General features: G+C 71.7%; 21 protein-coding genes. 10 read left to right on the top strand and 11 right to left on the bottom strand.

The features are described from left to right. Positions 1-100: 100 nt before the first annotated feature. A complete protein-coding gene (soxR, locus tag ACLBWP_RS17990; protein WP_447656202.1) occupies positions 101-592 on the bottom strand; it encodes a redox-sensitive transcriptional activator SoxR in 492 nt (163 codons plus the stop codon). A 109-nt stretch (positions 593-701) separates the two neighbouring features. Between soxR and mgrA the strand changes: the two genes are divergently transcribed. The 3 genes from mgrA (at position 702) to ACLBWP_RS17975 (ending at position 3,426) form a co-directional block, all read left to right on the top strand. Then, positions 702-1,745 carry an L-glyceraldehyde 3-phosphate reductase gene (gene mgrA / locus ACLBWP_RS17985; RefSeq protein ID WP_243564266.1) on the top strand — a complete coding sequence of 348 codons (1,044 nt, stop codon included), beginning with the start codon at positions 702-704 and terminating at the stop codon, positions 1,743-1,745. Positions 1,746-1,839: 94 nt separating this feature from the next. Further along, positions 1,840-2,013 (top strand): hypothetical protein, encoded by a 174-nt coding sequence (locus ACLBWP_RS17980; protein WP_447656201.1) that lies wholly within the window; start codon positions 1,840-1,842, stop codon positions 2,011-2,013. 195 nt (positions 2,014-2,208) lie between these two features. Beyond that, positions 2,209-3,426 carry an MFS transporter gene (locus ACLBWP_RS17975; protein ID WP_447656200.1) on the top strand — a complete coding sequence of 406 codons (1,218 nt, stop codon included), beginning with the start codon at positions 2,209-2,211 and terminating at the stop codon, positions 3,424-3,426. Positions 3,427-3,574: 148 nt separating this feature from the next. Here the strand turns inward: ACLBWP_RS17975 and ACLBWP_RS17970 are convergent, their stop codons facing one another. The 7 genes from ACLBWP_RS17970 to ACLBWP_RS17940 all read right to left on the bottom strand — a co-directional run bounded on the left by ACLBWP_RS17970 (position 3,575) and on the right by ACLBWP_RS17940 (position 10,897). After that, positions 3,575-3,928 carry a cation:proton antiporter gene (locus ACLBWP_RS17970; protein ID WP_447656199.1) on the bottom strand — a complete coding sequence of 118 codons (354 nt, stop codon included), beginning with the start codon at positions 3,926-3,928 and terminating at the stop codon, positions 3,575-3,577. Beyond that, positions 3,925-4,254: a monovalent cation/H+ antiporter complex subunit F gene (locus tag ACLBWP_RS17965; protein ID WP_447656198.1), complete on the bottom strand. Its 330-nt coding sequence runs from the start codon at positions 4,252-4,254 to the stop codon at positions 3,925-3,927. Before ACLBWP_RS17965 ends, ACLBWP_RS17970 begins: the two co-directional genes overlap by 4 nt. Further along, positions 4,251-4,835, bottom strand: a complete 585-nt coding sequence (locus tag ACLBWP_RS17960) for a Na+/H+ antiporter subunit E (RefSeq protein WP_447656197.1) — start codon at positions 4,833-4,835, stop codon at positions 4,251-4,253. Before ACLBWP_RS17960 ends, ACLBWP_RS17965 begins: the two co-directional genes overlap by 4 nt. Further along, positions 4,832-6,499, bottom strand: coding sequence for a Na+/H+ antiporter subunit D (locus ACLBWP_RS17955; RefSeq protein ID WP_447656196.1), 1,668 nt, complete (start codon positions 6,497-6,499; stop codon positions 4,832-4,834). The genes ACLBWP_RS17960 and ACLBWP_RS17955 overlap by 4 nt, the downstream gene beginning before the upstream one ends. Next, positions 6,496-6,954 carry a Na(+)/H(+) antiporter subunit C gene (locus tag ACLBWP_RS17950; RefSeq protein WP_243564273.1) on the bottom strand — a complete coding sequence of 153 codons (459 nt, stop codon included), beginning with the start codon at positions 6,952-6,954 and terminating at the stop codon, positions 6,496-6,498. Before ACLBWP_RS17950 ends, ACLBWP_RS17955 begins: the two co-directional genes overlap by 4 nt. Continuing rightward, positions 6,951-9,842 (bottom strand): Na+/H+ antiporter subunit A, encoded by a 2,892-nt coding sequence (locus tag ACLBWP_RS17945; RefSeq protein WP_447656195.1) that lies wholly within the window; start codon positions 9,840-9,842, stop codon positions 6,951-6,953. The genes ACLBWP_RS17950 and ACLBWP_RS17945 overlap by 4 nt, the downstream gene beginning before the upstream one ends. 110 nt (positions 9,843-9,952) lie before the next feature. Next, on the bottom strand, positions 9,953-10,897 hold the full coding sequence (locus ACLBWP_RS17940; RefSeq protein WP_447656194.1) for a zinc-binding dehydrogenase: 945 nt from the start codon (positions 10,895-10,897) through the stop codon (positions 9,953-9,955). Between the two features lie 72 nt (positions 10,898-10,969). Here ACLBWP_RS17940 and ACLBWP_RS17935 point away from each other — a divergent pair, with 72 nt between their 5' ends. Further along, on the top strand, positions 10,970-11,383 hold the full coding sequence (locus tag ACLBWP_RS17935; RefSeq protein WP_447656193.1) for a MarR family winged helix-turn-helix transcriptional regulator: 414 nt from the start codon (positions 10,970-10,972) through the stop codon (positions 11,381-11,383). 26 nt (positions 11,384-11,409) lie between these two features. Here ACLBWP_RS17935 and ACLBWP_RS17930 read toward each other — a convergent pair whose 3' ends face one another. Next, positions 11,410-12,159 carry an SDR family NAD(P)-dependent oxidoreductase gene (locus tag ACLBWP_RS17930; protein WP_447656207.1) on the bottom strand — a complete coding sequence of 250 codons (750 nt, stop codon included), beginning with the start codon at positions 12,157-12,159 and terminating at the stop codon, positions 11,410-11,412. A 57-nt stretch (positions 12,160-12,216) separates the two neighbouring features. Here ACLBWP_RS17930 and ACLBWP_RS17925 point away from each other — a divergent pair, with 57 nt between their 5' ends. The 6 genes from ACLBWP_RS17925 (at position 12,217) to ACLBWP_RS17900 (ending at position 18,090) form a co-directional block, all read left to right on the top strand. Then, positions 12,217-12,951, top strand: coding sequence for an SDR family oxidoreductase (locus ACLBWP_RS17925; RefSeq protein WP_447656192.1), 735 nt, complete (start codon positions 12,217-12,219; stop codon positions 12,949-12,951). Positions 12,952-13,054: 103 nt separating this feature from the next. After that, positions 13,055-14,167, top strand: coding sequence for a PQQ-dependent sugar dehydrogenase (locus ACLBWP_RS17920; RefSeq protein ID WP_447656191.1), 1,113 nt, complete (start codon positions 13,055-13,057; stop codon positions 14,165-14,167). Between the two features lie 21 nt (positions 14,168-14,188). Further along, on the top strand, positions 14,189-15,010 hold the full coding sequence (locus tag ACLBWP_RS17915) for an aldo/keto reductase (RefSeq protein WP_447656190.1): 822 nt from the start codon (positions 14,189-14,191) through the stop codon (positions 15,008-15,010). Between the two features lie 23 nt (positions 15,011-15,033). Continuing rightward, the gene (locus ACLBWP_RS17910; RefSeq protein ID WP_447656189.1) at positions 15,034-15,933 is read left to right on the top strand and encodes an SMP-30/gluconolactonase/LRE family protein; all 900 of its coding nucleotides are present in this window, start codon (positions 15,034-15,036) and stop codon (positions 15,931-15,933) included. A gap of 7 nt (positions 15,934-15,940) precedes the next feature. Further along, a complete protein-coding gene (gene rlmC / locus ACLBWP_RS17905) occupies positions 15,941-17,098 on the top strand; it encodes a 23S rRNA (uracil(747)-C(5))-methyltransferase RlmC (RefSeq protein WP_447656188.1) in 1,158 nt (385 codons plus the stop codon). Positions 17,099-17,418: 320 nt separating this feature from the next. Continuing rightward, complete coding sequence (locus ACLBWP_RS17900) at positions 17,419-18,090, top strand: LysM peptidoglycan-binding domain-containing protein (RefSeq protein WP_447656187.1); 672 nt, start codon at positions 17,419-17,421, stop codon at positions 18,088-18,090. Between the two features lie 86 nt (positions 18,091-18,176). On the opposite strand, the gene ACLBWP_RS17895 is transcribed toward ACLBWP_RS17900, so the two are convergent. After that, positions 18,177-19,181 (bottom strand): LCP family protein, encoded by a 1,005-nt coding sequence (locus tag ACLBWP_RS17895; RefSeq protein ID WP_447656186.1) that lies wholly within the window; start codon positions 19,179-19,181, stop codon positions 18,177-18,179. Between the two features lie 68 nt (positions 19,182-19,249). Beyond that, positions 19,250-19,657 (bottom strand): MarR family winged helix-turn-helix transcriptional regulator, encoded by a 408-nt coding sequence (locus ACLBWP_RS17890; RefSeq protein WP_243564281.1) that lies wholly within the window; start codon positions 19,655-19,657, stop codon positions 19,250-19,252. Positions 19,658-19,718: the final 61 nt, after the last annotated feature.

Below are 19,718 nucleotides of genomic sequence, written 5' to 3'. Positions count from 1 at the left end.
CTTGCGCCCTGGATCGAGCACTACAACACTGAACGGATCCACTCGAGCCACGGACTCACGCCCGCAGCCCGAGTGTCACCAACCTGATGACTCAGTACAACTAGCCAGCAGGGACAGCCGCGTCCGCGTCCTCGTCCGCGATCGGCAGCAGCCGCCGAGCGCCGTGCCCCTCGGCGCCGAGCGTGTCGCCCGGGTTCATCACCAGGCAGGCGTTGAGCGAGATGCACCCGCACCCGATGCACTGCGTCATCTCCTGCTGTAACCGCTCGAGCTCGAGTTGTCGGGCACGCAGTCGCGCACGCCAGCGCTCGTTCAGCCGGCTCCAGTCGCGCAGGGAGGGCATCCGGTCCTCTGGCAGCGCCTGGAACTGCTCGGCGACCTCGGCGAGCGGGATGCCCAGGCGCTTGGCGACCTGGATGATCGCGATCCGCCGTTCGACGTGCCGCGGGTACAGCCGCGTGCCGCCGTCTGAACGCTCCGGGTGGATCAGGCCCTTCCGCTCGTAGAAGTGCAGCGCGCTGGCGGCGACCCCGGTGCGGGCCACGACCTCACCGATGGTCAGCAGGTCGGTCGGGCGCGGGATCTCCACCATGGTGGAGATCCTACGGCCGGGAGGCGCGTGGCGGGCGCCGCCACGATCCTCCAGCCCGCACCTGGTCGCGCACCGATCCCTCGTGGTGACCGCGTGGCAGGCTCGGAGCATGACCTACATCGCCCGCGACGACCGCTACGACTCGATGACGTACCGCCGCACCGGCCACTCCGGCCTCGACCTGCCACTGCTCTCGCTGGGGTACTGGCACAACTTCGGGGACGACGTGCCCTTCGAGACGCAGCGTGCCGTCAGTCGCCGCGCGTTCGACCTCGGCATCACGCACCACGACCTCGCGAACAACTACGGGCCGCCCTACGGTGCCGCCGAGGTCAACTTCGGCCGCCTCATGCGAGAGGACTTCGCGCCGTACCGCGACGAGATGGTGATCTCGACCAAGGCCGGGTGGGACATGTGGCCGGGGCCGTACGGCCAGGGCGGCGGGTCGCGCAAGTACGTGCTCGCATCACTCGACCAGTCCCTGACCCGCATGGGTCTCGACCACGTCGACGTCTTCTACTCCCACCGGCTCGACGCGTCGACCCCGCTCGAGGAGACGATGGGTGCGCTGCACACCGCCGTGCAGCAGGGCAAGGCGCTGTACGTCGGCATCTCGTCGTACGACGCCGACCGCACCCGCCAGGCCGCGGCGATCCTGCGCGACCTCGGCACGCCGCTGCTGATCCACCAGCCCTCGTACTCGATGCTCAACCGTTGGATCGAGACCGAGGGGCTGCTCGACACCGCCAGTGAGCTCGGCTTCGGCGTGATCGGCTTCACCGCGCTCGCGCAGGGGCTGCTGACGGGCAAGTACCTGGACGGGGTGCCGGCGGACTCCCGCGCGGCGGCCGGCAAGTCCCTCGACGCGTCGAGCATCACGCCCGAGGTCGTCGAGCACCTGCGCGCGCTCAACGGCGTCGCCGAGTCGCGCGGGCAGACGATGGCGCAGCTCGCACTGTCGTGGGCGCTGCGCGACGAGCGGGTGACCTCGCTGGTGATCGGTGCGTCGCGGGTGTCGCAGCTCGACGACAACGTCGCGGCGCTGGGCAACCTGACGTTCTCGGACGACGAGCTCCGCACGATCGACGAGCACTCGGTCGGCATCACGGACGTCGACCTGTGGGCCGGTGCCCGCGCCGGCGAGGTCTCGTAGCGCGGTTCTCATAACACTTGACAGTCTGTACTGGCATCCAATATGTTGCGTATAGCGAGCCGGATCAGGTGCTCGGAACCGACCAGGAGTCCCCATGAGCACCATCACCGCGATCGCCCCCGGCATCCCCGCCATCATCGTCGTCCCCGGGCCGCTGCTCGAGGCGACGCTGTCGGGACTCGAGCGCACCGGTGCCCGACTGCCGCACGCGCTGGCCGTGCCCGTCATGCTGGCGCACGCCGCGATCGCGACGGTCGCCTACCGCTGAGTCGGTGACCAGACACGGACAGGAGGCCCGGTGCCAGCTGCCACCGGGCCTCCCGTTCCGTCTCCGGTCCCGTCCGGGGCCACTGGTACCCTCGACGCAGCAAGTGTGTATCTACCGGACGCCGCACCTCGGCGGACAACGGCGGCACCCGATGGGTCCGCCGGACAGACGCGGGCCGAGAAGGCACACCTCGACATGCTCCAGTCGCGCTCCGCAGACGCTTCCCTGATCGCCCACGCCGGGCGCTCCTACTTCCCGATCGCCCTGATCGCGCGGCTGCCGTTCGCGATGATGGTCGTCGGGGTCCTGACGCTCGTGGTCGCCTCGCGCGACTCGGTCGCACTGGGCGGCATCAACTCGGCCTTCGTCGGCATCGGGTCGGCGGTGTTCGGGCCGATGGTCGGCGCAGCAGCGGACCGGTTCGGGCAGCGCACCGTGCTGGTGCCGGTCGGCCTGACCAACGCCGTGCTGCTCGGGGTGTTCCCGTTCGTCGTGCAGGGCTCGGCGCCCGACCTGGCGGTGCTGGCGATGGCGTTCTGCATCGGTGCGAGCGCACCCCAGGTCGCGCCGATGTCCCGCTCGCGGCTCGTCGCGATCATCCGGCAGCGCATGGCGCCGGACCGGCACGAGAAGGTCCTCAGCGGCACGATGGCCTACGAGTCCGCTGCCGACGAGGTCGTCTTCATCATCGGACCGTTCCTGGTCGGACTGCTCGCGACGGCCATCGCCCCGTGGGTCGCGGTCGCCGGGGCCTCGGTGCTGACGTTCGTCTTCGTGACCGCGTTCGCACTGCACCCGACCGGCAAGCTGGCCCTCGCGCACCACACCGACGTCCCGCAAGCGCCCGCCCGCCAGCTGCTGCGTCCCCGGCTCGTCGTCGTGGTGGTCGGGATCCTGGGGATCGGGTTCTTCTTCGGCTCGACGCTGACGTCGCTGACCGCGTTCATGGAGACCCACGGCCAGGCGTCCCAGGCCGGCCTGCTGTACGGCCTGATGGGCATCGGCTCGGCCGGGCTCGCGCTCGGATCGGCGGCGTTCCCGCGGGCCTTCGGTGTCGGCTGGCGATGGCTGGTGTTCGGCGTCGTGCTGCTGGGCGGGACGATCGCCTTCGCGTCGGCGGACTCCGTCGTGGCGGTCGCGGTCGTGCTGGCGGTGATGGGCATCGGCATCGGCCCGACCCTCGTCGCGCAGTACAGCCTGGGGTCGGACCGCTCCCCGGTGGGTCGGTCGGCGACGACCATGACGATCCTGGGCTCGGCGGTCATCGTCGGGCAGTCGCTCGCGTCGGCGGTCGTCGGCGACGTCGCGGAGCGCTCGGGCACGGCGACGGCGATGCTCTTCCCCGCGGTGTCGGCCGGCATCGTCGTACTGGCCGCGGTCGTGAACCTGGTGCTGTCGCGCCGCAGGGCCTGACGCGGCGGCCGGACGCCGCGCCGTGCTGCGGCTCGTGCGAGGTTGCACGGCCCGTGGCCGGTCGTTTCCGCGCACGGAACTGCCAACCTCGCACCGGCCGCGAACCTCGCACGGTGCGCGCGCCCGAGCGCACCCGCCCGGCGCGTGCCTACTCGGTGTCGTCGACCAGCAGGTCCTCGTGCCGGTAGTCGCCCGACCGGACACCCGCCCGCGCGATCATGTGCGTCGACACCGGCACCAGGAACATCTGGAACACCATGATCGGCAGCACCACCCAGAACGCCGTCCAGGTCCCCACCGCGACGACGATCGCCGCGAGTGCCAGCGCCAGCCCGAGCACCTGCGGCTTCGCCATCGCGTGCAGGCGCACCAGCGGGTCGGGGAAGCGCACGATGCCCACCGCGGCGCCGAGGGACAGCACCGAGCCGACCAGCAGCAGCACGAGCGCGATCCACGCCCGCACCCCGGCGGTGTCGATGAAGGACTGCAGGATCTCGGTCACGACTCGCTCCGTTCCGGGGTCGTCACGTCGGTGCCCTCGTCGGACGGGTCGGACGACGGCGTCACCGCCCGGGCGACCGCGACGGTGGCGAACACGCTCGTCGCGGCGATCACCACGAGCACCGGGATGGCGGTCAGGTCCCGGCGGATGACCATGGCGGCGGCGATCACCACCAGCACGGTGGTCAGCACCAGGTCGGAACCGATCATCCGGTCCAGGATGGTCGGTCCGCGGACGATGCGGAACACGGCCAGCGCCAGCGTCGCGCCGAGCAGGGTGAGCACGAGCGCGATGCCGACGCCCATGACGACGAGCCCGGCGTTCATCGCGTCACCTCGGGCAGGGGGTCGGACAGTTCGGCGACGTCCTGCTTCGACCCGAGGGCCTTGATCACCAGGGCGTCGATCCGCAGCGCCATCCGCTTCTCGGCCTCGACCTGTTCCTGCCGCTCGGTGTCGAGCACGTGCAACAGCAGGCGCCGACGGTGCAGGTCGACGTCGGCGACGTACGAGCCGGGCACGAGCGAGACGGCGAGCGTCGCCAGGGTGAAGGTCATCTCGGAGGTCGTGTGCAGCTGCACCAGGACGATCGAGCTGCGCCGGACACCGCGGGGCCGGAACGCCACCCACGCGACCTTGAACGACGCCGCGATGACGAGCCCACACCACACGACCAGGAACCGCAGCGCGTGCGGCACCGAGAACCGGGGGGACAGGGGAACGGGCGGCAGCGGCAGCGCCTGGGTCACGAGCACCGCCACGACGAGCCCGCACAGCAGCGTCAGCGGGGTCCACGACCCCCACAGCAGCGCCCAGAACACGGTCAGCCCGATGCCGAGCGGCACCTCGTAGCGCCAGGCGACGACGATGCGCCGGGCCCGGGTGATGCGTCGTGTGTCGTTCGTCACTGCGCGCTCCCCAGGACGGCCTGCACGTAGGACACGGGCGACTCGAGTGACTCCGCCGCGCGGGTCGCGTACCCGTACAGCGGGCCGGCGACGACGGTCAGGGCGACCGATCCGAGCACCGCGACGGTCGTCACGCCGACCAGCATCCGGGGCAGGCGCACCTTCTCGCCGGTCAGCAGGGCCGGACGGGAGGCCCCGCTCACCGGGGCGGCGTCGGTGACGGTCACCGAGCCTCCCGCGATGACACTGCCGTCGGCTTCGGAGACCGTGACCGGCGCCGGTTCCGGCGCGCGCAGGTGCTCGCGCGGCTCGGCGACCGAGGCGTGCGGTGCCGCCGGCTCGGCGGCCGGCTTCGGCCGCCAGAACGCGGCGTCCCACACCCGCATGAGCGCGTACAGGGTGAGCAGCGAGGTGACGACGCCGGCGCCGATCGTGACGTAGGCCATCGGGCTGCCCTGCTCGGCCGCGGCACGGAACAGCCCGAGCTTGCCGATGAAGCCCGAGAACGGGGGGATGCCGCCGAGGTTGAACGCCGGGATCAGGTAGAGCGCCGCCAGCAGCGGGGTCGCCTTGAGCAGCCCGCCGAGCGACCTGGTCGACGTCGTCCCGCCGACGCGTTCCATCAGCCCCGACACCAGGAACAGGGTGGTCTGCACGACGATGTGGTGCACCGTGTAGAACACCGCGGCAGCCGTGCCGGCGACCGTGCCGAGCCCGATGCCCATCACCATGAAGCCGATGTGGCTGATGAGCGTGAAGGACAGCAGCCGTTTGACGTCCGTCTGCGACACGGCGCCCAGCACGCCGACGATCATCGTCAACGCGGCGACCACCAGCAGCACGGTGTTCAGTTGCGGCCTGGGGAAGATGATCGTCTCGAGCCGGATGATCGCGTAGATGCCGACCTTGGTGAGCAGGCCCGCGAACACCGCGGTGACCGGCGCCGGCGCGGTCGGGTACGAGTCCGGAAGCCAGAACGCCAGCGGGAACACGGCCGCCTTGATGCCGAACCCGATGAGCAGCATCGTGTGCAGCAGCAGCTGGACGTGCTCGGGCAGGGCGGCCATGCGCTCGCTGATCTGGGCGATGTTGACCGTGCCGACGGCGCCGTAGACCAGGCCGATCGCGGACAGGAACAGCGCCGACGCGATCAGGCTCGTCACGATGTAGGTGGTGCCGGCGCGGACCCGCTGCTCGCTGCCGCCCAGGGTGATGAGCACGTAGCTGGCCACCAGGAGCATCTCGAACGCGACGTACAGGTTGAACAGGTCACCGGCGATGAACGAGTCGAGGACGCCCGCCGCCAGCACCAGGTACGTCGGGTAGAAGATCGTGACCGGTGCCTCGCCGTCGTTGGCGGCCAGGCCCTGCCCGATCGAGAACAGCAGGACGAGCAGCAGCACGCTCGCGCTCACGGTCAGCAGCAGGGCGCTCAGCCGGTCGACCACGAGTGAGATGCCGTACGGCGCCTGCCACCCGCCGACCTGCACCACGATCGTGCCGTGCTGGTCGACGAGCACCATGAGCGTGGCGGCGACGGCCAGCGCGATGACCAGGACGGCGACCGTGATCGCGCGCTGGAGCTTCTGGTGCCGGAGCAGTCCGAGGGCGACCGCGGCACCGAGCAGCGGGACCAGGACGAGCAGCGGTGCGAGGAAGGTCATCGGTGCTCCTGCCGCTCGGGGTGCGGTTCGTGGTGGCGCTCGTGGCCGTCGTCGGACTCGGACTCGGGGTCGGTGTCCGTCTCCGGGTCGTCGTGTCCGGCCGCCGACCGGTCCCGCCGGATCGCGACGTCGGCCTCGTCCACCTCGACCTCGTCCGCGCGGGACAGGGTCCACGAGCGGTGGATCAGCGCGAGCAGGAACGCGCTGACCGCGAAGGTGATGACGATCGCGGTCAGGGCGAAGGCCTGGGGGAGCGGGTCGGTGATGCCCTCGGCCGACGTGCCGATCGGCGGGTTGCCCGCGGCACCGGACATGATCAGCAGCAGCAGGTTGAGCGCGTTGCCGAGCAGCAGGAACCCGAGCAGCATCCGGGTCAGGGAGCGTTCGAGCAGCAGGTAGACGCCGCACGAGAACAGCACGGCCATCGCGATGACCAGGACCAGGGTGACGGTCATGCGGAGACCTCTTCCGTGTCGCGGCTGGCTTCGGTGGTGTCGCTGGTCGGGACGCGGGAGTCCTCGAGTCGCTGCCGGTCGACCTCGGCGCCCAGGCTGCGCAGCACGTCGAGCACGAGCCCGACGACGACCAGGTATACCCCGATGTCGAAGAACGTCGCCGTGACGAACTCCACGTGGCCGAGCACCGGGACCGTGGCCTCGAAGAACTCCGAGTACAGGGCGTCCTTGCCGAAGAACAGCGGGACGATGGCGGTGATCGCGGCGGTCGCGACCCCCAGCCCGAGCAGACGGCCGGCGCGCACGGGGGCGGCCGCACCGAGCTCGGCGGCGCCGCCGGCCAGGTAGCGCGCGGCGAGCGCGATGCCCGCCACCAGGCCGCCCGCGAACCCGCCGCCCGCGGCGTTGTGTCCGGCGAACAGCAGGTACAGGGACAGCACGATCAGGCCGTGGAACAGCAGCCGAACGACCACGTCGAGCAGGGCGGACCGGCCGGTCGGCAGTGCAGCGCTGGTGGGCAGCCAGGCGCGTGGTTCGCCGTCGGCACGGTCGTTCGTCGCGTCGCCCGGGGCCATGTCGCGCAGGCGGGGCAGCGTGTCCTCGCGCGAGTTCACGAAGATCAGGCTGGCGACCCCGGTGGCCGCCGCGACGACGACGGTCAGCTCGCCGAGGGTGTCCCAGCCGCGCAGGTCGACCAGCGCGACGTTCACGACGTTCAGGCCGTGTCCGAACGAGCTGGTGAGCGCGGGGATGTCCGGCCAGATCGGGGTGGCCGTCCGGGACGAAGCGGCGACGACGACCACGATCGCCAGGGTCAGCCCGGCCAGACCGGCGAACAGCGCCCGGAGCACCCGGAATCGCGAGGGGTTGGCGGTGTTGATGCGCGGGGGGAGCCGCCGGAGCACGAGCACGAACGCGATGAGCGTGACGGTCTCGACGACCAGCTGCGTCAGGGCCAGGTCGACGGCCCCGTGCAGGACGAACAGCACGGACATGCCGTAGCCGGTGACCCCGACCAGCACGGCCGCCGCGAAGCGGGTCTTCGCGGCAGTGACGGCGATCGCGGCGATCGCCATCACGATCACCACGGGGACCTGGCCCCACGAGTCGGCGAACCGCACCCGGAACTGCCACGGGCCGCCGACGACCAGGTTCGCGAGCGCCCCGGCGACGAACACCGACAGGATCACGGTCAGGTAGTAGGGGAGCGAGCCGCGCTGCAGGTTGGCGGTCAGGGCCGTCGCGCCGCGGTCGAGTCCACGCATCAGGCGCCGGTACGTGCCCGCGGCACTCGGGGCTCCGGCCAGGCGGTGCTGCAGGGCTTCGACCCGGGTGCGCGCGGCGAAGAGCGCCACGCCGCCCAGCACCGTGATGGCGGAGATGCCGAGCGCGGGCTCGAGGCCGTGCCAGAGCGCCAGGTGCGGCACGACGTCGTCCCCGGGCAGCGACGCGGCCGCGGCGGCAGGCTCGATGCCGTGGGCGACGAGGGGGGTGAGCAGCCCGAGGGCCAGGCCGGTCAGGCCGAGCACGGACGGCACGACGCCCAGCCCGTGCAGCGCGTGCGGTTCGGTCTGCGGGACGCCGGGCTTGGTGGCGAAGGTGCCCCAGAAGAACCGGAGCGAGTACGCCACCGTCAGGACGGAACCGATCGTGACGCCGACCAGCGCGAGCCACGCCCACCCGGCATCCGGGCCGTGCAGGGCCTCGACGAAGCCGGTCAGCACGGCTTCCTTCGCGACGAAGCCGATCGTGGGCGGGATGCCGGCCATCGAGACCAGCGCGAGCACCGCGACCGTCGCGAGCCACGGCATCCGACGACCGACACCGCTGAGCTTGCCGAGCTCACGCGTGCCGGTCACGTGGTCGACCGTGCCGACGACCAGGAACAGCGTGGACTTGAAGGTCGCATGTGCCACGAGCAGTGCCACACCGCCGAGCGCCACTGCCGGGGAGCCCCAGCCGGCGGCCAGCACGAGGAACCCGAGCTGCGCCACGGTGCCGTACGCCAGCAGCAGCTTGAGGTCGGTCTGGCGGAGTGCTCGGTACCCGCCGACGAGCATGCCGAGCACGCCGAGGACGGTGACGGTCGCGTGCCACCCGTCGAGCAACGCGAACGCCGGGGCCAGTCGTGCGACCAGGTAGATGCCGGCCTTCACCATCGCGGCGGCGTGCAGGTAGGCGCTGACGGGAGTCGGTGCGGCCATGGCGGCGGGCAGCCAGAAGTGGAACGGGACGATCGCCGACTTCGTCAGGGCACCGACGAGCACCAGGACGACCGACACGGTGACGACCGTGCCCGTCGGGGGCTGCTCGATGATCGCCGAGAGCCTGGTCGTGCCGGCCGTGACCGACAGCATCACGAGCCCGGCCAGCATCGCGAGACCGCCGGCGGTGGTGACCACGAGTGCCTGCATCGCGGCGGCGCGACTGGCCCGTCTGGCCGCGTCGTGCCCGATGAGCAGGTACGAGAAGACGGTGGTCGCTTCCCACAGGACGAACAGCACGATGACGTCGTCGGCGATGACCAGCCCGTACATCGACCCGGCGAACGCGGTCAGCACGCCGGCGAAGCGGCCGAGCCCCGGTTCGTCGTCCCCGAAGTACGACGCGCAGTAGACGAGCACCAGGGCACCGACGACCGACACCACGAGCGCGAGCACCCAAGACAGGGCGTCGACGCGCAGCCCGATCGCCAGGTCGAGCTGGGGGATCCACGAGAACGACTCGGTGACCCCGCCGTGCAGTGCCCGGTCCGTCTGTGTGACCGTCAGGACGGCGGCGGCGGCCGGAGCGAGGGCGGCGACGTAGAAGGAGCGTCGGCCGAGCAGCGGGGTGAGGGCCGGGACGACCAGGGCGACGACGGCGAACGCGACGAGGACGGTGACCATGGGGCGCCTCCTCGGGGTCGGGCGTGCAAGTCCGGCTCTGGGTGGCTCACAGGCTACCGAGAGCGGGATGGGCAGAACCTGTGCGGCCGGACAGGATGCCCGATCGCGGATCAGACTGCGAGCACCACTCTGCCCGCCCCGACAGCACCCTGTCCGGCCCACGCCCGGGCGACCTCGGCCATCGGGACGGCGGTCGCGTCCACCGCGATCGTGCCGTCGGCGATCGCCCGGACGATGCCGGGGAGTTCCGCCACGAAGCCGCCGATGCCCACGGAACCCTGCCCGCTGCCGACGACGGTCAGCCCCGATGCCCGCAGTGCCGCGGACGGGATCACCGCCTCGGGACCGGCTGTCGATCCGATCGCGATCCAGTCGAGGCGGTCGCCGCGGGCCCGCCGAGCGGTGACGATCGCCGCCATCGCCGCTGCGGTCGGAGCGCCCCAGACGTAGTCGAGCACCACGTCGACGTCCGACGCCTCGGCCGCCAGGGCTGCGACGTCGTCGAGCGGCACGACCGCGTCGGCTCCGAGCGCGGCGAGCGTGGCCAGGCGTCGGGGGTCGCGCCCGCTGGCCACCACACGCGAGGCGCCGAGGTGCTTCGCGACCTGGATCGCCGCGCGCCCGGAGGCCCCGGTCGCGCCGAGCACCAGCACGCGGGCTCCGGCGGGGAACACGATGCGCTGGCGTAGGGCGACCCAGGACGACATCACCGGGTTGGTGCCGGCGGCGACGGTGACGGGGTCGGTGCCGTCGGGCAGCACGACACTGGCGCGGGGGTCGACCGCCACGCGCTCGGCCATCGAGCCGCGGGTGTCGGACTGCACCGCGAAGTACCGGAGCGTGCCGTCCGAGAACCGCCCGACGCCGTCCACGCCGGGGACCAGCGGGAGTGCCCCCTCGCTCGTGTAGTGCGAGCCGGATGCCTGGGAGCGCACCCGGGGGTGCAGCCCGGCAGCGACGACGTCGACCAGGACCTGATCGGCGGTGGGGGTGGGGTCCTGGAACGTCGTCCAGGTCGGGGCGGTGTCGAAGTGGGTGACGACGGCTGCGTGCATGATCGGCTCCTGTGGTTCGTGTTACGAATCAAAGTAGTTCGTTTCACGAACTGCGTCAACTAGGCTGTCGTCATGGACACGAGCGAACAGGACCGCCTGGTCGACGCCCTCGGGCAGACGGCCTTCACCACCATGGGTGCACTGACCGACCTGGCCGCGGACGCTGGTCTGTCCCTCACCCAGCTGCGGGTGCTGGCGATCCTGCGCGACCGCCGTCTGCGGATCGGCGACCTGGCGGCGTACATGGGGCTCGAGAAGTCGACGATGACCGGCCTGGTGGCGCGGGCGTCGACGAAGGGGCTGCTGGCGCGGGTGCCGAACGCCGACGACGCCCGCGCGGTCGACGTCGTGCTGACGGATCGCGGCCACGATGTCGCGGCGGAACTCGAGACCGCGATCCGACGCGCCCTGGTGCCCCTGACCGAGAAGCTGCCGGCGGCCGACCGGCGCCGGCTCCGTGACCTGCTCGAGCGCATGCTGCGCTGACGGCCGCCACCGTCCGCTGCCGCCAGCTACCGCCCGTGTGCGCGCGACGGGATCTGCGTCGCGAGCTTGCCGCCCGACACGTCGAGCAGCGTCCCCGTGATGTACGCCGACGCGTCGCTGGCCAGGAACACCAGCAGGTCGGCGACGTCGTCCGGGGTCTCCCACCGCCGCAGCGACAGGGTGTCGAGCAGCCGGTCCTGGGCCTCGGCCGGCATGGTCGCGAAGCCGTTCATCGCCGTCGGCACCATGCCCGGCGCATACGCGTTCACCGTGATGCCCCACGGCCCGAGCTCCGACGCCAGCACCCGCGTGAAGGCCACGACGGCGGACTTCGACGCGGCGTAGGCGGCGCTGCCGACACTCGGCACGATCGCCGCGAAGGACGCCGCGTTGATGATCCGCCCGCTGCCGGCCCGCTGCATCACCGGGGCCACCGCCTGGCTCATCAGGAACGTGCCGCCCATGTTGACGTCCATGCACCGCTGCCAGTCCGGCCACGTCAGGTCCGCCACCAGGCCGTCCACGTTGATGCCGGCGTTGTTCACGAGCACGTCGATCGTGCCGTGCCGGTCGACGACCGTCTCCACCGCCGCGGCGACCGAGTCCGGGTCGGCGACGTTGCACACGACGTGGTCGGGGTCGTCCGGCCCGTCGAAGGCCAGGTCGAGGGCGACGACGCGTGCGCCCTCGGTGCGGAAGCGCTCCGCGAGCACGCTCCCGATCCCGCGGCCGGCTCCGGTGACGACGACCACACGGTCGCTCAGGTCGAGGTGCATCATCGCTCCTGTCCAGTCGACGGACGTCGTCGACACCACCACCTCTACCATTCCCCCATGGCCAACGCAGCATCGGGACGAGTCCTCTGGATCACGGGAGGCGGCAGCGGCATGGGTGCCGCAGCCGCCCGGACCGCGGCGGCGAGCGGCTGGACGGTGGTGCTCAGCGGGCGCCGGGCGGACCGGCTGCACGAGGTCGCGGACCAGGTCCGGCAGGCGGGCGGCACCGCGGACGTGCTGCCGCTGGACGCATCCGACCAGGAGGCGGTGGTCGCCGCCGCAGCGACCGTCGCGTCCCGACACGGTCGGCTCGACGGCCTGGTGCTGGCCGCCGGACTGAACGCACCGGCCCGCCGGTGGGACGACCAGTCGCTCGGGACGTTCCGCGCGGTCGTCGACACGAACCTGACCGGGGTCGTGAGCGTCGTCGACGCCGCGCTCCCCGCACTCCGGACGAGCGGTGCCGGCGTGGTGGTCGTGGTGTCCTCGTACGCGGGATGGTCCTTCCAGCCGGGGGCCGGAGTCGCTTACTCGGCGTCGAAGACCGCGCTCGGCTCGGTCGTCCGGACCCTGAACCAGCAGGAGGCACCGCACGGTCTGCGGGCGACGCACCTGTGCCCCGGCGACGTCGCGACCGAGTTCCTGCAGCAGCGTCCGACGGTGCCCGACGCCGCCGCCCGCGCCGTGATGCTCACCCCCGAGGACATCGGCCGCACGATCGGGTTCGTCCTCGACGCCCCGGCGCACGTCCGCGTCGACGAGCTCGTCATCAGCCCGGTCTCCCAGCGCTGACGCGCCCCGCACGCACCGGCCACCTGACGGACCGCCGGGTGTCCGCCGGACAGGTGCCGAGCCTCCTGTCCGTCCACCTGTGGGAACGCATAGCGTGACGGCCATGCGCACCCGAACCGCCGCCCCGCTCGCGTCACTCGCCCTGGTCGTCCTGGCGCTCGCCGGGTGCACGGCAGGGCCCGATGCCGAGGACGACGAGCGCGGCCGGGTCTCGGCCTCGCCGCCGAGCGACCTGGCGCGCGACGAGGCCGCCCCGACCGGCGCCGTGCGCGACGTGGCGACCGACCTGCAGGCGCCGTGGTCGGTCGTGATGACCGACGCCGACGTGCCGCTCGTGAGCCTGCGCGACTCGGGCGACGTCCTCGAACTGGCGGACGACGGGTCCACGCGCACCGTCGGCACGGTGGACGGCATCCGGCACGGCGGCGAGGGCGGGCTGCTCGGACTGGCGGTCGAGGACGACGACCTGTTCGTGTACTCCACCGGCCAGGACGGCAACCGGGTCGAGCGCTACCCGCTGACGGGGCGGCCCGGGTCGTACGGCCTCGGCGACCCGACGACCGTCATCGACGACCTGCCGGCGAACAGCTTCCACAACGGCGGCCGGATCGCGTTCGGACCCGACGACATGCTCTACGTGACCGTCGGCGACGCCGGGGACCGGTCCGAGGCGCAGGACCGGGACTCGCTGGCCGGCAAGATCCTCCGCCTGACGCCCTCGGGCGCCGTGCCGGACGACAACCCGTTCGCGGGCTCGCCGGTGTACTCGCTCGGGCACCGCAACGTGCAGGGGCTGGGGTGGGCGGACGACGGCACGATGTTCGCCTCGGAGTTCGGCGAGGACACGTGGGACGAACTGAACGTGATCCGGGCCGGCGAGAACCACGGGTGGCCCGAGGTCGAGGGGAAGGGCGGGACCGACCAGGGCTTCGTGGACCCCGTGCAGCAGTGGCGGACCGACGACGCGAGCCCCTCGGGTCTGGCGGTCGTCGACGACACGGTGTTCATCGCGAACCTGCAGGGCGAGGTGCTCCGGTCGGTGCCCGTCGCCGACCCGACCACGTCACGCGAGTGGTTCGGCGGCACCTACGGACGCCTGCGCACCGTGCTCGAGGGCCCGGACGACACGCTCTGGTTCGTCACGAACAACACCGACGGACGCGGTTCCGCCGGCGACGGCGACGACCGGATCCTGTCCGTGGACCTGACCGACTGACGCGGGCGTACTGTCCGGGACATGCCTGCTCTCACCGACACGTTCGTCATGTCCAACGGTCTGCACATCCCGAAGATCGGCTTCGGCACCTGGCAGATCCCCTCCGGCACCCAGGCGTACGACGCCACCCGAGCCGCCCTCGACGCCGGGTACCGCCACATCGACACCGCCCTGGCGTACGGCAACGAAGCCAGTGTCGGCGAAGCGGTGCGCGACAGCGGTGTCCCGCGCGACGAGGTCTTCATCACCACCAAGCTGCCGGCCGAGATCAAGACGGCGGCCGGTGCGCGCGACGCGTTCGCCGAGTCGTCGGGCAACCTCGACCTGGGCGTCGTCGACCTGTACCTGATCCACGCGCCGTGGCCCTGGAGCGACATGGGCAGCGACCACCGCGACGGCAACGTCGAGGTCTGGAAGGTGTTCGAGGAGCTCTACGACGCCGGCAGGACGAAGTCCATCGGCGTCTCCAACTTCGCCGTCCCCGACCTGGAGCACCTGCTCGGCGCCACCGACGTCGTCCCGCACGCCAACCAGATCCGCTGGTTCATCGGCAACACCCAGGACGACACCACGGCGTTCTGCGCCGAGCGGGACGTCCTGGTCGAGGGCTACTCGCCGCTCGCCACGGGCGGGCTGCTGTCCAACACGGCGATCCAGGAGATCGCGGCGGGGCACGACAAGACCGTCGCCCAGGTCGCCATCCGCTACCTGCTCGAGAAGGACGTGCTGCCGCTGCCGAAGTCGACCACGCCGTCGCGCATCGCCGAGAACGCGGACGTCGACTTCGTGCTCTCGCCCGAGGACATCGCGACGCTCGACGCGCTGCAGGACACCACCGACTGAGCCGCTCCCGCTAGCCTGACGCCATGTCGACGATGACGGACCTGGTCCCCGATCCCGGCGCCCTCGAGCGCATCGCCACCGGCAGCACCTGGGCCGAGGGGCCGCTCTGGATCCCGGAGACCAGCACCCTGCGCTGGTCGGACATCCCCGGCGACCGGATCCTGCAGTGGCATGCTGCGTCCGGCGCCGTTGACGAGTACGCCACCGGGGTCGAGTTCACGAACGGCCGCGCGCGCGACCGGGACGGCAGCGTCGTGCAGTGCTCGCACGGACACCGGCGGGTCGAGCGCGAACGGGACGGCGTCGTGACGGTGATCGCCGATGCCTGGAACGGCGTCCGGCTCAACTCCCCGAACGACGTCGTGGTCGCGCGGGACGACAGCGTGTGGTTCACCGACCCGGCCTACGGCATCACCCAGCCGCGCGAAGGGCACCCCGGCGTCCGGGAGTACGGCGACCACTGGGTGTTCCGCTGCGGCCCCGACGGCCAGGACCTGCGCCCGGTCGTCCTCGACGTCGACGAGCCGAACGGGTTGGCGTTCGACCCGTCCGAGCGGGTGCTCTACGTCGCGAGCTCGTCCGGTGACGCCCCCGTGATCCGGGCCTACGACGTCGACGCCTCGCCCCGGGGAGACGGGGACGCCGTCCTGCCCCGCGTGAAGAACGGCCGCGAGTTCGCGCGGTTCGGTGCCGGCGAGGGCGTCCCCGACGGCATCCGGGTCGACGTCGCGGGCAACGTGTGGTCGTCCTCGCACCGGGGCATCGTCGTGTTCGCCCCCGACGGCAGCCGCATCGGCGAGGTCCCCGTGCCCGAGGTCGTGTCGAACCTGTGCTTCGGCGGCGACGACGGCACCACGCTGTTCCTCACCGCCACCACGAGCGTGTACCGGCTGCCGACGGGGACCCGCGACGCCGTATCCTGACTCGGCCATGCAGTGCGACTACTTCGACCGCGGGGTGTGCCGCTCGTGCACGCTCATGGGGCAGCCGTACGCCGAGCAGGTCCTCGACAAGGAACTCCGCACCCGTGAGCTCCTGCACGACGCGGTCGAGGCTGCCGGAGGACCGGGCGCGGTCTCGTGGCTGCCGGCCGTCACCAGCCCCGAGTCCGGCTACCGCAACAGGGCGAAGATGGTCGTCGGCGGATCCGCCGAGCACCCCACGATCGGCCTGCTCGACCACCGGCAGCGTGCCGTCGACATCCGGCACTGCGGCATCTGCACGCTGGGCATCCGCCAGGCCCTGCCCGTGCTGGCCGACTTCGTCACGTCGGCCGGGCTGATCCCGTACGACGTGGCCTCGCGTCGGGGTGAGCTGAAGTTCGTCCTGGTCACGGAGTCGCCCGACGGCGAGTTGATGGTGCGCTTCGTCCTGCGGTCCGAAGGGCAGCTCGCACGGCTGCGGTCACGGCTCGGCGACCTGCTGCTCACGCTGCCGCGCGCCGTGGTCGTCACCGCGAACCTGCTGCCCGAACACAAGGCCGTCACCGAGGGGGAGCGCGAGATCGTGCTCACCGAACAGGAGACGCTGCCGATGCGGGTCGGCCCCGTCACGATGCACCTGCGGCCGCAGAGCTTCTTCCAGACGAACACGGTCGTGGCGTCCGAGCTCTACGCCCAGGCGTCGGCATGGATCGACGAGGTCGCTCCGTCCTCGATGTGGGACCTGTACTGCGGCGTCGGCGGGTTCGCCCTGCACGCCGCGCGACCCGGGCGGCTGGTCACCGGGATCGAGACCTCGCGCGAGGCGATCCGGTCCGCCGGGCAGTCCGCGCGCGAGGCCGGGTTGTCCGACGTCCGGTTCGCCGCCGACGACGCCACCGAGCACGCGCTGCGCGCCCGGCCCGACCAGACGCCGGAGCTCGTCGTCGTGAACCCGCCCCGCCGCGGCATCGGGACGGCACTCGCCGACTGGCTCGAGGGTTCGGACGTCCAACACGTCGTCTACTCGAGTTGCAACCCCGTGACGCTGGCGCGTGACCTGGCGTGCATGCCGTCGCTGCGGTTGCGACGGGCCCGGGTGCTGGACATGTTCCCGCAGACCGGACACCTGGAAGCCGTCACCCTGCTGTCCCGCATCGGGTCCTGACGCCTGGCCCGCAGGCGCATCGGTGGAGCGGCTCCGGCAGAAACCGACCATTGCCAGGGAATTCGGATGTTCATCGTCACGGGGACGTCGGATCCGCTCGGACGCGGCGATCCGGCCGTACAGGAAATCGTTCTCGGCGCCTAGCACCAATGGGTAGAACCATTTGTCTCAGTTTGATAACGAGTCGGAGTTTCCTATGGTGGCCGACCGTGACGCCGGCGCGACCACTGCCCCCGGCGACACCTCACCAGACCGCGATCGGTCGGGGTGGGCAGTGGAACGCCGGATCTCCGGCGCGCGACCCCGTTGGAGCAACACACATGAAGAAGACCACCCGAACTCGCGCCGTCCTCGGCGGACTCGCCTTCGCCGGCATCGCCGCAGCCGGCGTGGGGCTGTCCGCCCCCGCGAACGCTGCCGACGGCTCGACCTGGGACGCCCTCGCGCAGTGCGAGTCCGGCGGCAACTGGGCGATCAACACCGGCAACGGCTACTACGGCGGCCTGCAGTTCACGCAGAGCACCTGGACCGCCAACGGCGGCTCCGGCAGCCCGGCGAACGCCAGCCGCGAGACGCAGATCGCCGTCGCGGAGCACGTCCTCGCGTCGCAGGGCTGGGGCGCATGGCCCGCCTGCTCCGCGAAGCTCGGCCTGAGCGGCACGACCGGTGCCGCGCCGGCTGCCATCCCGCAGCAGCAGGCAGCTCCCGCCGCCGCGGCACCGGCTCCGCAGGCCGCCGCCCCCACGGCGACCGCGCCGCGCACGTCGGTGGCCCCGAAGGCCACCACGCCGGCAGTCCCGGCCGGGCCCACCAAGCCCGCGGCCGTGCCGACGAGCGGCAAGACCTACACGGTGGCGTCGGGCGACACGCTCGACAGCATCGCCACCAAGCTGGGGATCGACGGCGGCTGGAACACGCTCTGGGCCGCGAACACCTCGATCGACAACGCGAACCTGATCTACGCGGGTCAGACGCTGCAGCTCCCGGCCTGATCCGGACCACCGGATCGGGTCGCCCGGTCACCACGAACGCCCCCACGACCACTGGTCGCGGGGGCGTTCGTCATGCTGCTCACCGATCAGTGCGGGTTCGTCGCCAACCAGTTCGTCAGGTCGTCCGACCGGAGCGCGGCGCTGAGGGACTGCACGGCGCCCTGGTTCACGGTGACGTAGGACTGTCCGTCCGGCGAGGTGCCGCCGCCCGCCGTGGGCATCGTGAAGGTCTGCAGGTCGTCCGGCGAGGCATGGCGGAGCGACCAGCCCAGGCCGACGAGGGTGCCGAAGTCGAGCCCGGGATCGACGGACAGGTACTTGCTGGTCGCGGTGACGAAGTCCTGGATGCGACCGGGGTCGGTCAGGGTGCCCTTCGACAGCACCCCGTCGACGATCCCGCGCATGAACGCCTGCTGGTTCGCCACCCGGGTGTGGTCGGCATCGGCGAACGCGTGTCGCTCCCGCACGAAGTCCAGCGCTGCGGTGCCGTCGAGCCGGTTCTCGCCCGCGACGAAGTGGTGGCCGCCCGCCTCGAACGCCTGCGGAGACCGCACCGTGACCCCGCCGAGCGCGTCCGTCATGCCCGTGAACCCCGCGAAGTCGATCTCGGCGACGTGGTCGATCCGGACGTCGAGCAGCTGTTCGACGGTCTGCACCGTGAGCGGGATGCCACCCCACGCGTACGCCGCGTTGATCTTCGCCGTGCCGTGTCCGGGGATGTCGACCCACGAGTCGCGCATGATCGACATGAGCTGCACCGATCTGCGGTCGGCCGGCAGGTGCGCGAGCATCAGGGTGTCGGAGCGTCCGCCGGCCGTGTGGTCGCCGCCCGGGTCGAGGCGGCTCCGGGAGTCGGACCCGATCAGCAGGACGTTGACCGCGTCTGCGTCCGCCGGGGCCGGGCGTTCGCCGGTCGGGAAGGCGTCCGCGATGGTGTCGGTGTTGCGGTCGTAGCTGCGCGCGAGACCGCTGACGAAGATGCTCGCGACGACGGCGATCACCGCCGCGATGCCGACGAGCGAGCCGAGGGTGGCGACGAGCGCCACGAGGAACGGGCGTCGGCGACGCGGGGCGGAACGGCGACCGGACATGCAGACTCCTGGGATCGAGTCGGCCCTGGTGCCGACGACCCAGTGTACTCCATGTGGTATTTCAGATGCTATTGCTTCTGCGAGCGCTCCATGATGCGCCCGAGCGCGGCACGCAGTTCGGCGTCGTCGGGCAGGACCTCGCGCTCGACGTGCTTGGCCTCGCCCCAGGCGGCTCGGCCCCGTTCGGTCACCGTGACGACCCGGCGGCGGCGGTCGTCGGGGTGCGGGCCGCGCTCGACCAGGCCGTCGCGCTCGAGGCGTTCGAGTGTGCGCGACATCGTCTGGGGCTGGACCCGAGCCGTCCGGGCCAGGGTGTCCGCGCCCGTGGGGCCGGTGCGGATCAGGATGTCGATGGCGATCAGGGCCGCGTGTGGCAGCCCGATCTCGCGCAGACGCTCGTCCCAGTCGCGCTCGACCGACCGTGCTGCCGCTGCCAGGAGTCGGCCGAGCGGCCAGGCTGCGGGATCGTCGTGCATGGACCCGAGTCTACGGAGCGACGCTCGCGCGTCACCGAGTGTTCAGCATGCTGACGATTGG

Source organism: Microbacterium sp. M1A1_1b, from assembly GCF_053345565.1.
This window is presented reverse-complemented; position numbering and strand designations above follow the sequence as displayed.

Bases quoted from the DNA above. Each gene is read 5' to 3' on its own strand.
- soxR (WP_447656202.1), bottom strand. From the start codon at position 592: ATGGTGGAGATCCCGCGCCCGACCGACCTGCTGACCATCGGTGAGGTC.
- mgrA (WP_243564266.1), top strand. From the start codon at position 702: ATGACCTACATCGCCCGCGACGACCGCTACGACTCGATGACGTACCGC.
- ACLBWP_RS17980 (WP_447656201.1), top strand. From the start codon at position 1,840: ATGAGCACCATCACCGCGATCGCCCCCGGCATCCCCGCCATCATCGTC.
- ACLBWP_RS17975 (WP_447656200.1), top strand. From the start codon at position 2,209: ATGCTCCAGTCGCGCTCCGCAGACGCTTCCCTGATCGCCCACGCCGGG.
- ACLBWP_RS17965 (WP_447656198.1), bottom strand. From the start codon at position 4,254: ATGAACGCCGGGCTCGTCGTCATGGGCGTCGGCATCGCGCTCGTGCTC.
- ACLBWP_RS17955 (WP_447656196.1), bottom strand. From the start codon at position 6,499: ATGACCTTCCTCGCACCGCTGCTCGTCCTGGTCCCGCTGCTCGGTGCC.
- ACLBWP_RS17950 (WP_243564273.1), bottom strand. From the start codon at position 6,954: ATGACCGTCACCCTGGTCCTGGTCATCGCGATGGCCGTGCTGTTCTCG.
- ACLBWP_RS17945 (WP_447656195.1), bottom strand. From the start codon at position 9,842: ATGGTCACCGTCCTCGTCGCGTTCGCCGTCGTCGCCCTGGTCGTCCCG.
- ACLBWP_RS17940 (WP_447656194.1), bottom strand. From the start codon at position 10,897: ATGCACGCAGCCGTCGTCACCCACTTCGACACCGCCCCGACCTGGACG.
- ACLBWP_RS17935 (WP_447656193.1), top strand. From the start codon at position 10,970: ATGGACACGAGCGAACAGGACCGCCTGGTCGACGCCCTCGGGCAGACG.
- ACLBWP_RS17930 (WP_447656207.1), bottom strand. From the start codon at position 12,159: ATGCACCTCGACCTGAGCGACCGTGTGGTCGTCGTCACCGGAGCCGGC.
- ACLBWP_RS17925 (WP_447656192.1), top strand. From the start codon at position 12,217: ATGGCCAACGCAGCATCGGGACGAGTCCTCTGGATCACGGGAGGCGGC.
- ACLBWP_RS17920 (WP_447656191.1), top strand. From the start codon at position 13,055: ATGCGCACCCGAACCGCCGCCCCGCTCGCGTCACTCGCCCTGGTCGTC.
- ACLBWP_RS17915 (WP_447656190.1), top strand. From the start codon at position 14,189: ATGCCTGCTCTCACCGACACGTTCGTCATGTCCAACGGTCTGCACATC.
- ACLBWP_RS17910 (WP_447656189.1), top strand. From the start codon at position 15,034: ATGTCGACGATGACGGACCTGGTCCCCGATCCCGGCGCCCTCGAGCGC.
- rlmC (WP_447656188.1), top strand. From the start codon at position 15,941: ATGCAGTGCGACTACTTCGACCGCGGGGTGTGCCGCTCGTGCACGCTC.
- ACLBWP_RS17900 (WP_447656187.1), top strand. From the start codon at position 17,419: ATGAAGAAGACCACCCGAACTCGCGCCGTCCTCGGCGGACTCGCCTTC.
- ACLBWP_RS17895 (WP_447656186.1), bottom strand. From the start codon at position 19,181: ATGTCCGGTCGCCGTTCCGCCCCGCGTCGCCGACGCCCGTTCCTCGTG.
- ACLBWP_RS17890 (WP_243564281.1), bottom strand. From the start codon at position 19,657: ATGCACGACGATCCCGCAGCCTGGCCGCTCGGCCGACTCCTGGCAGCG.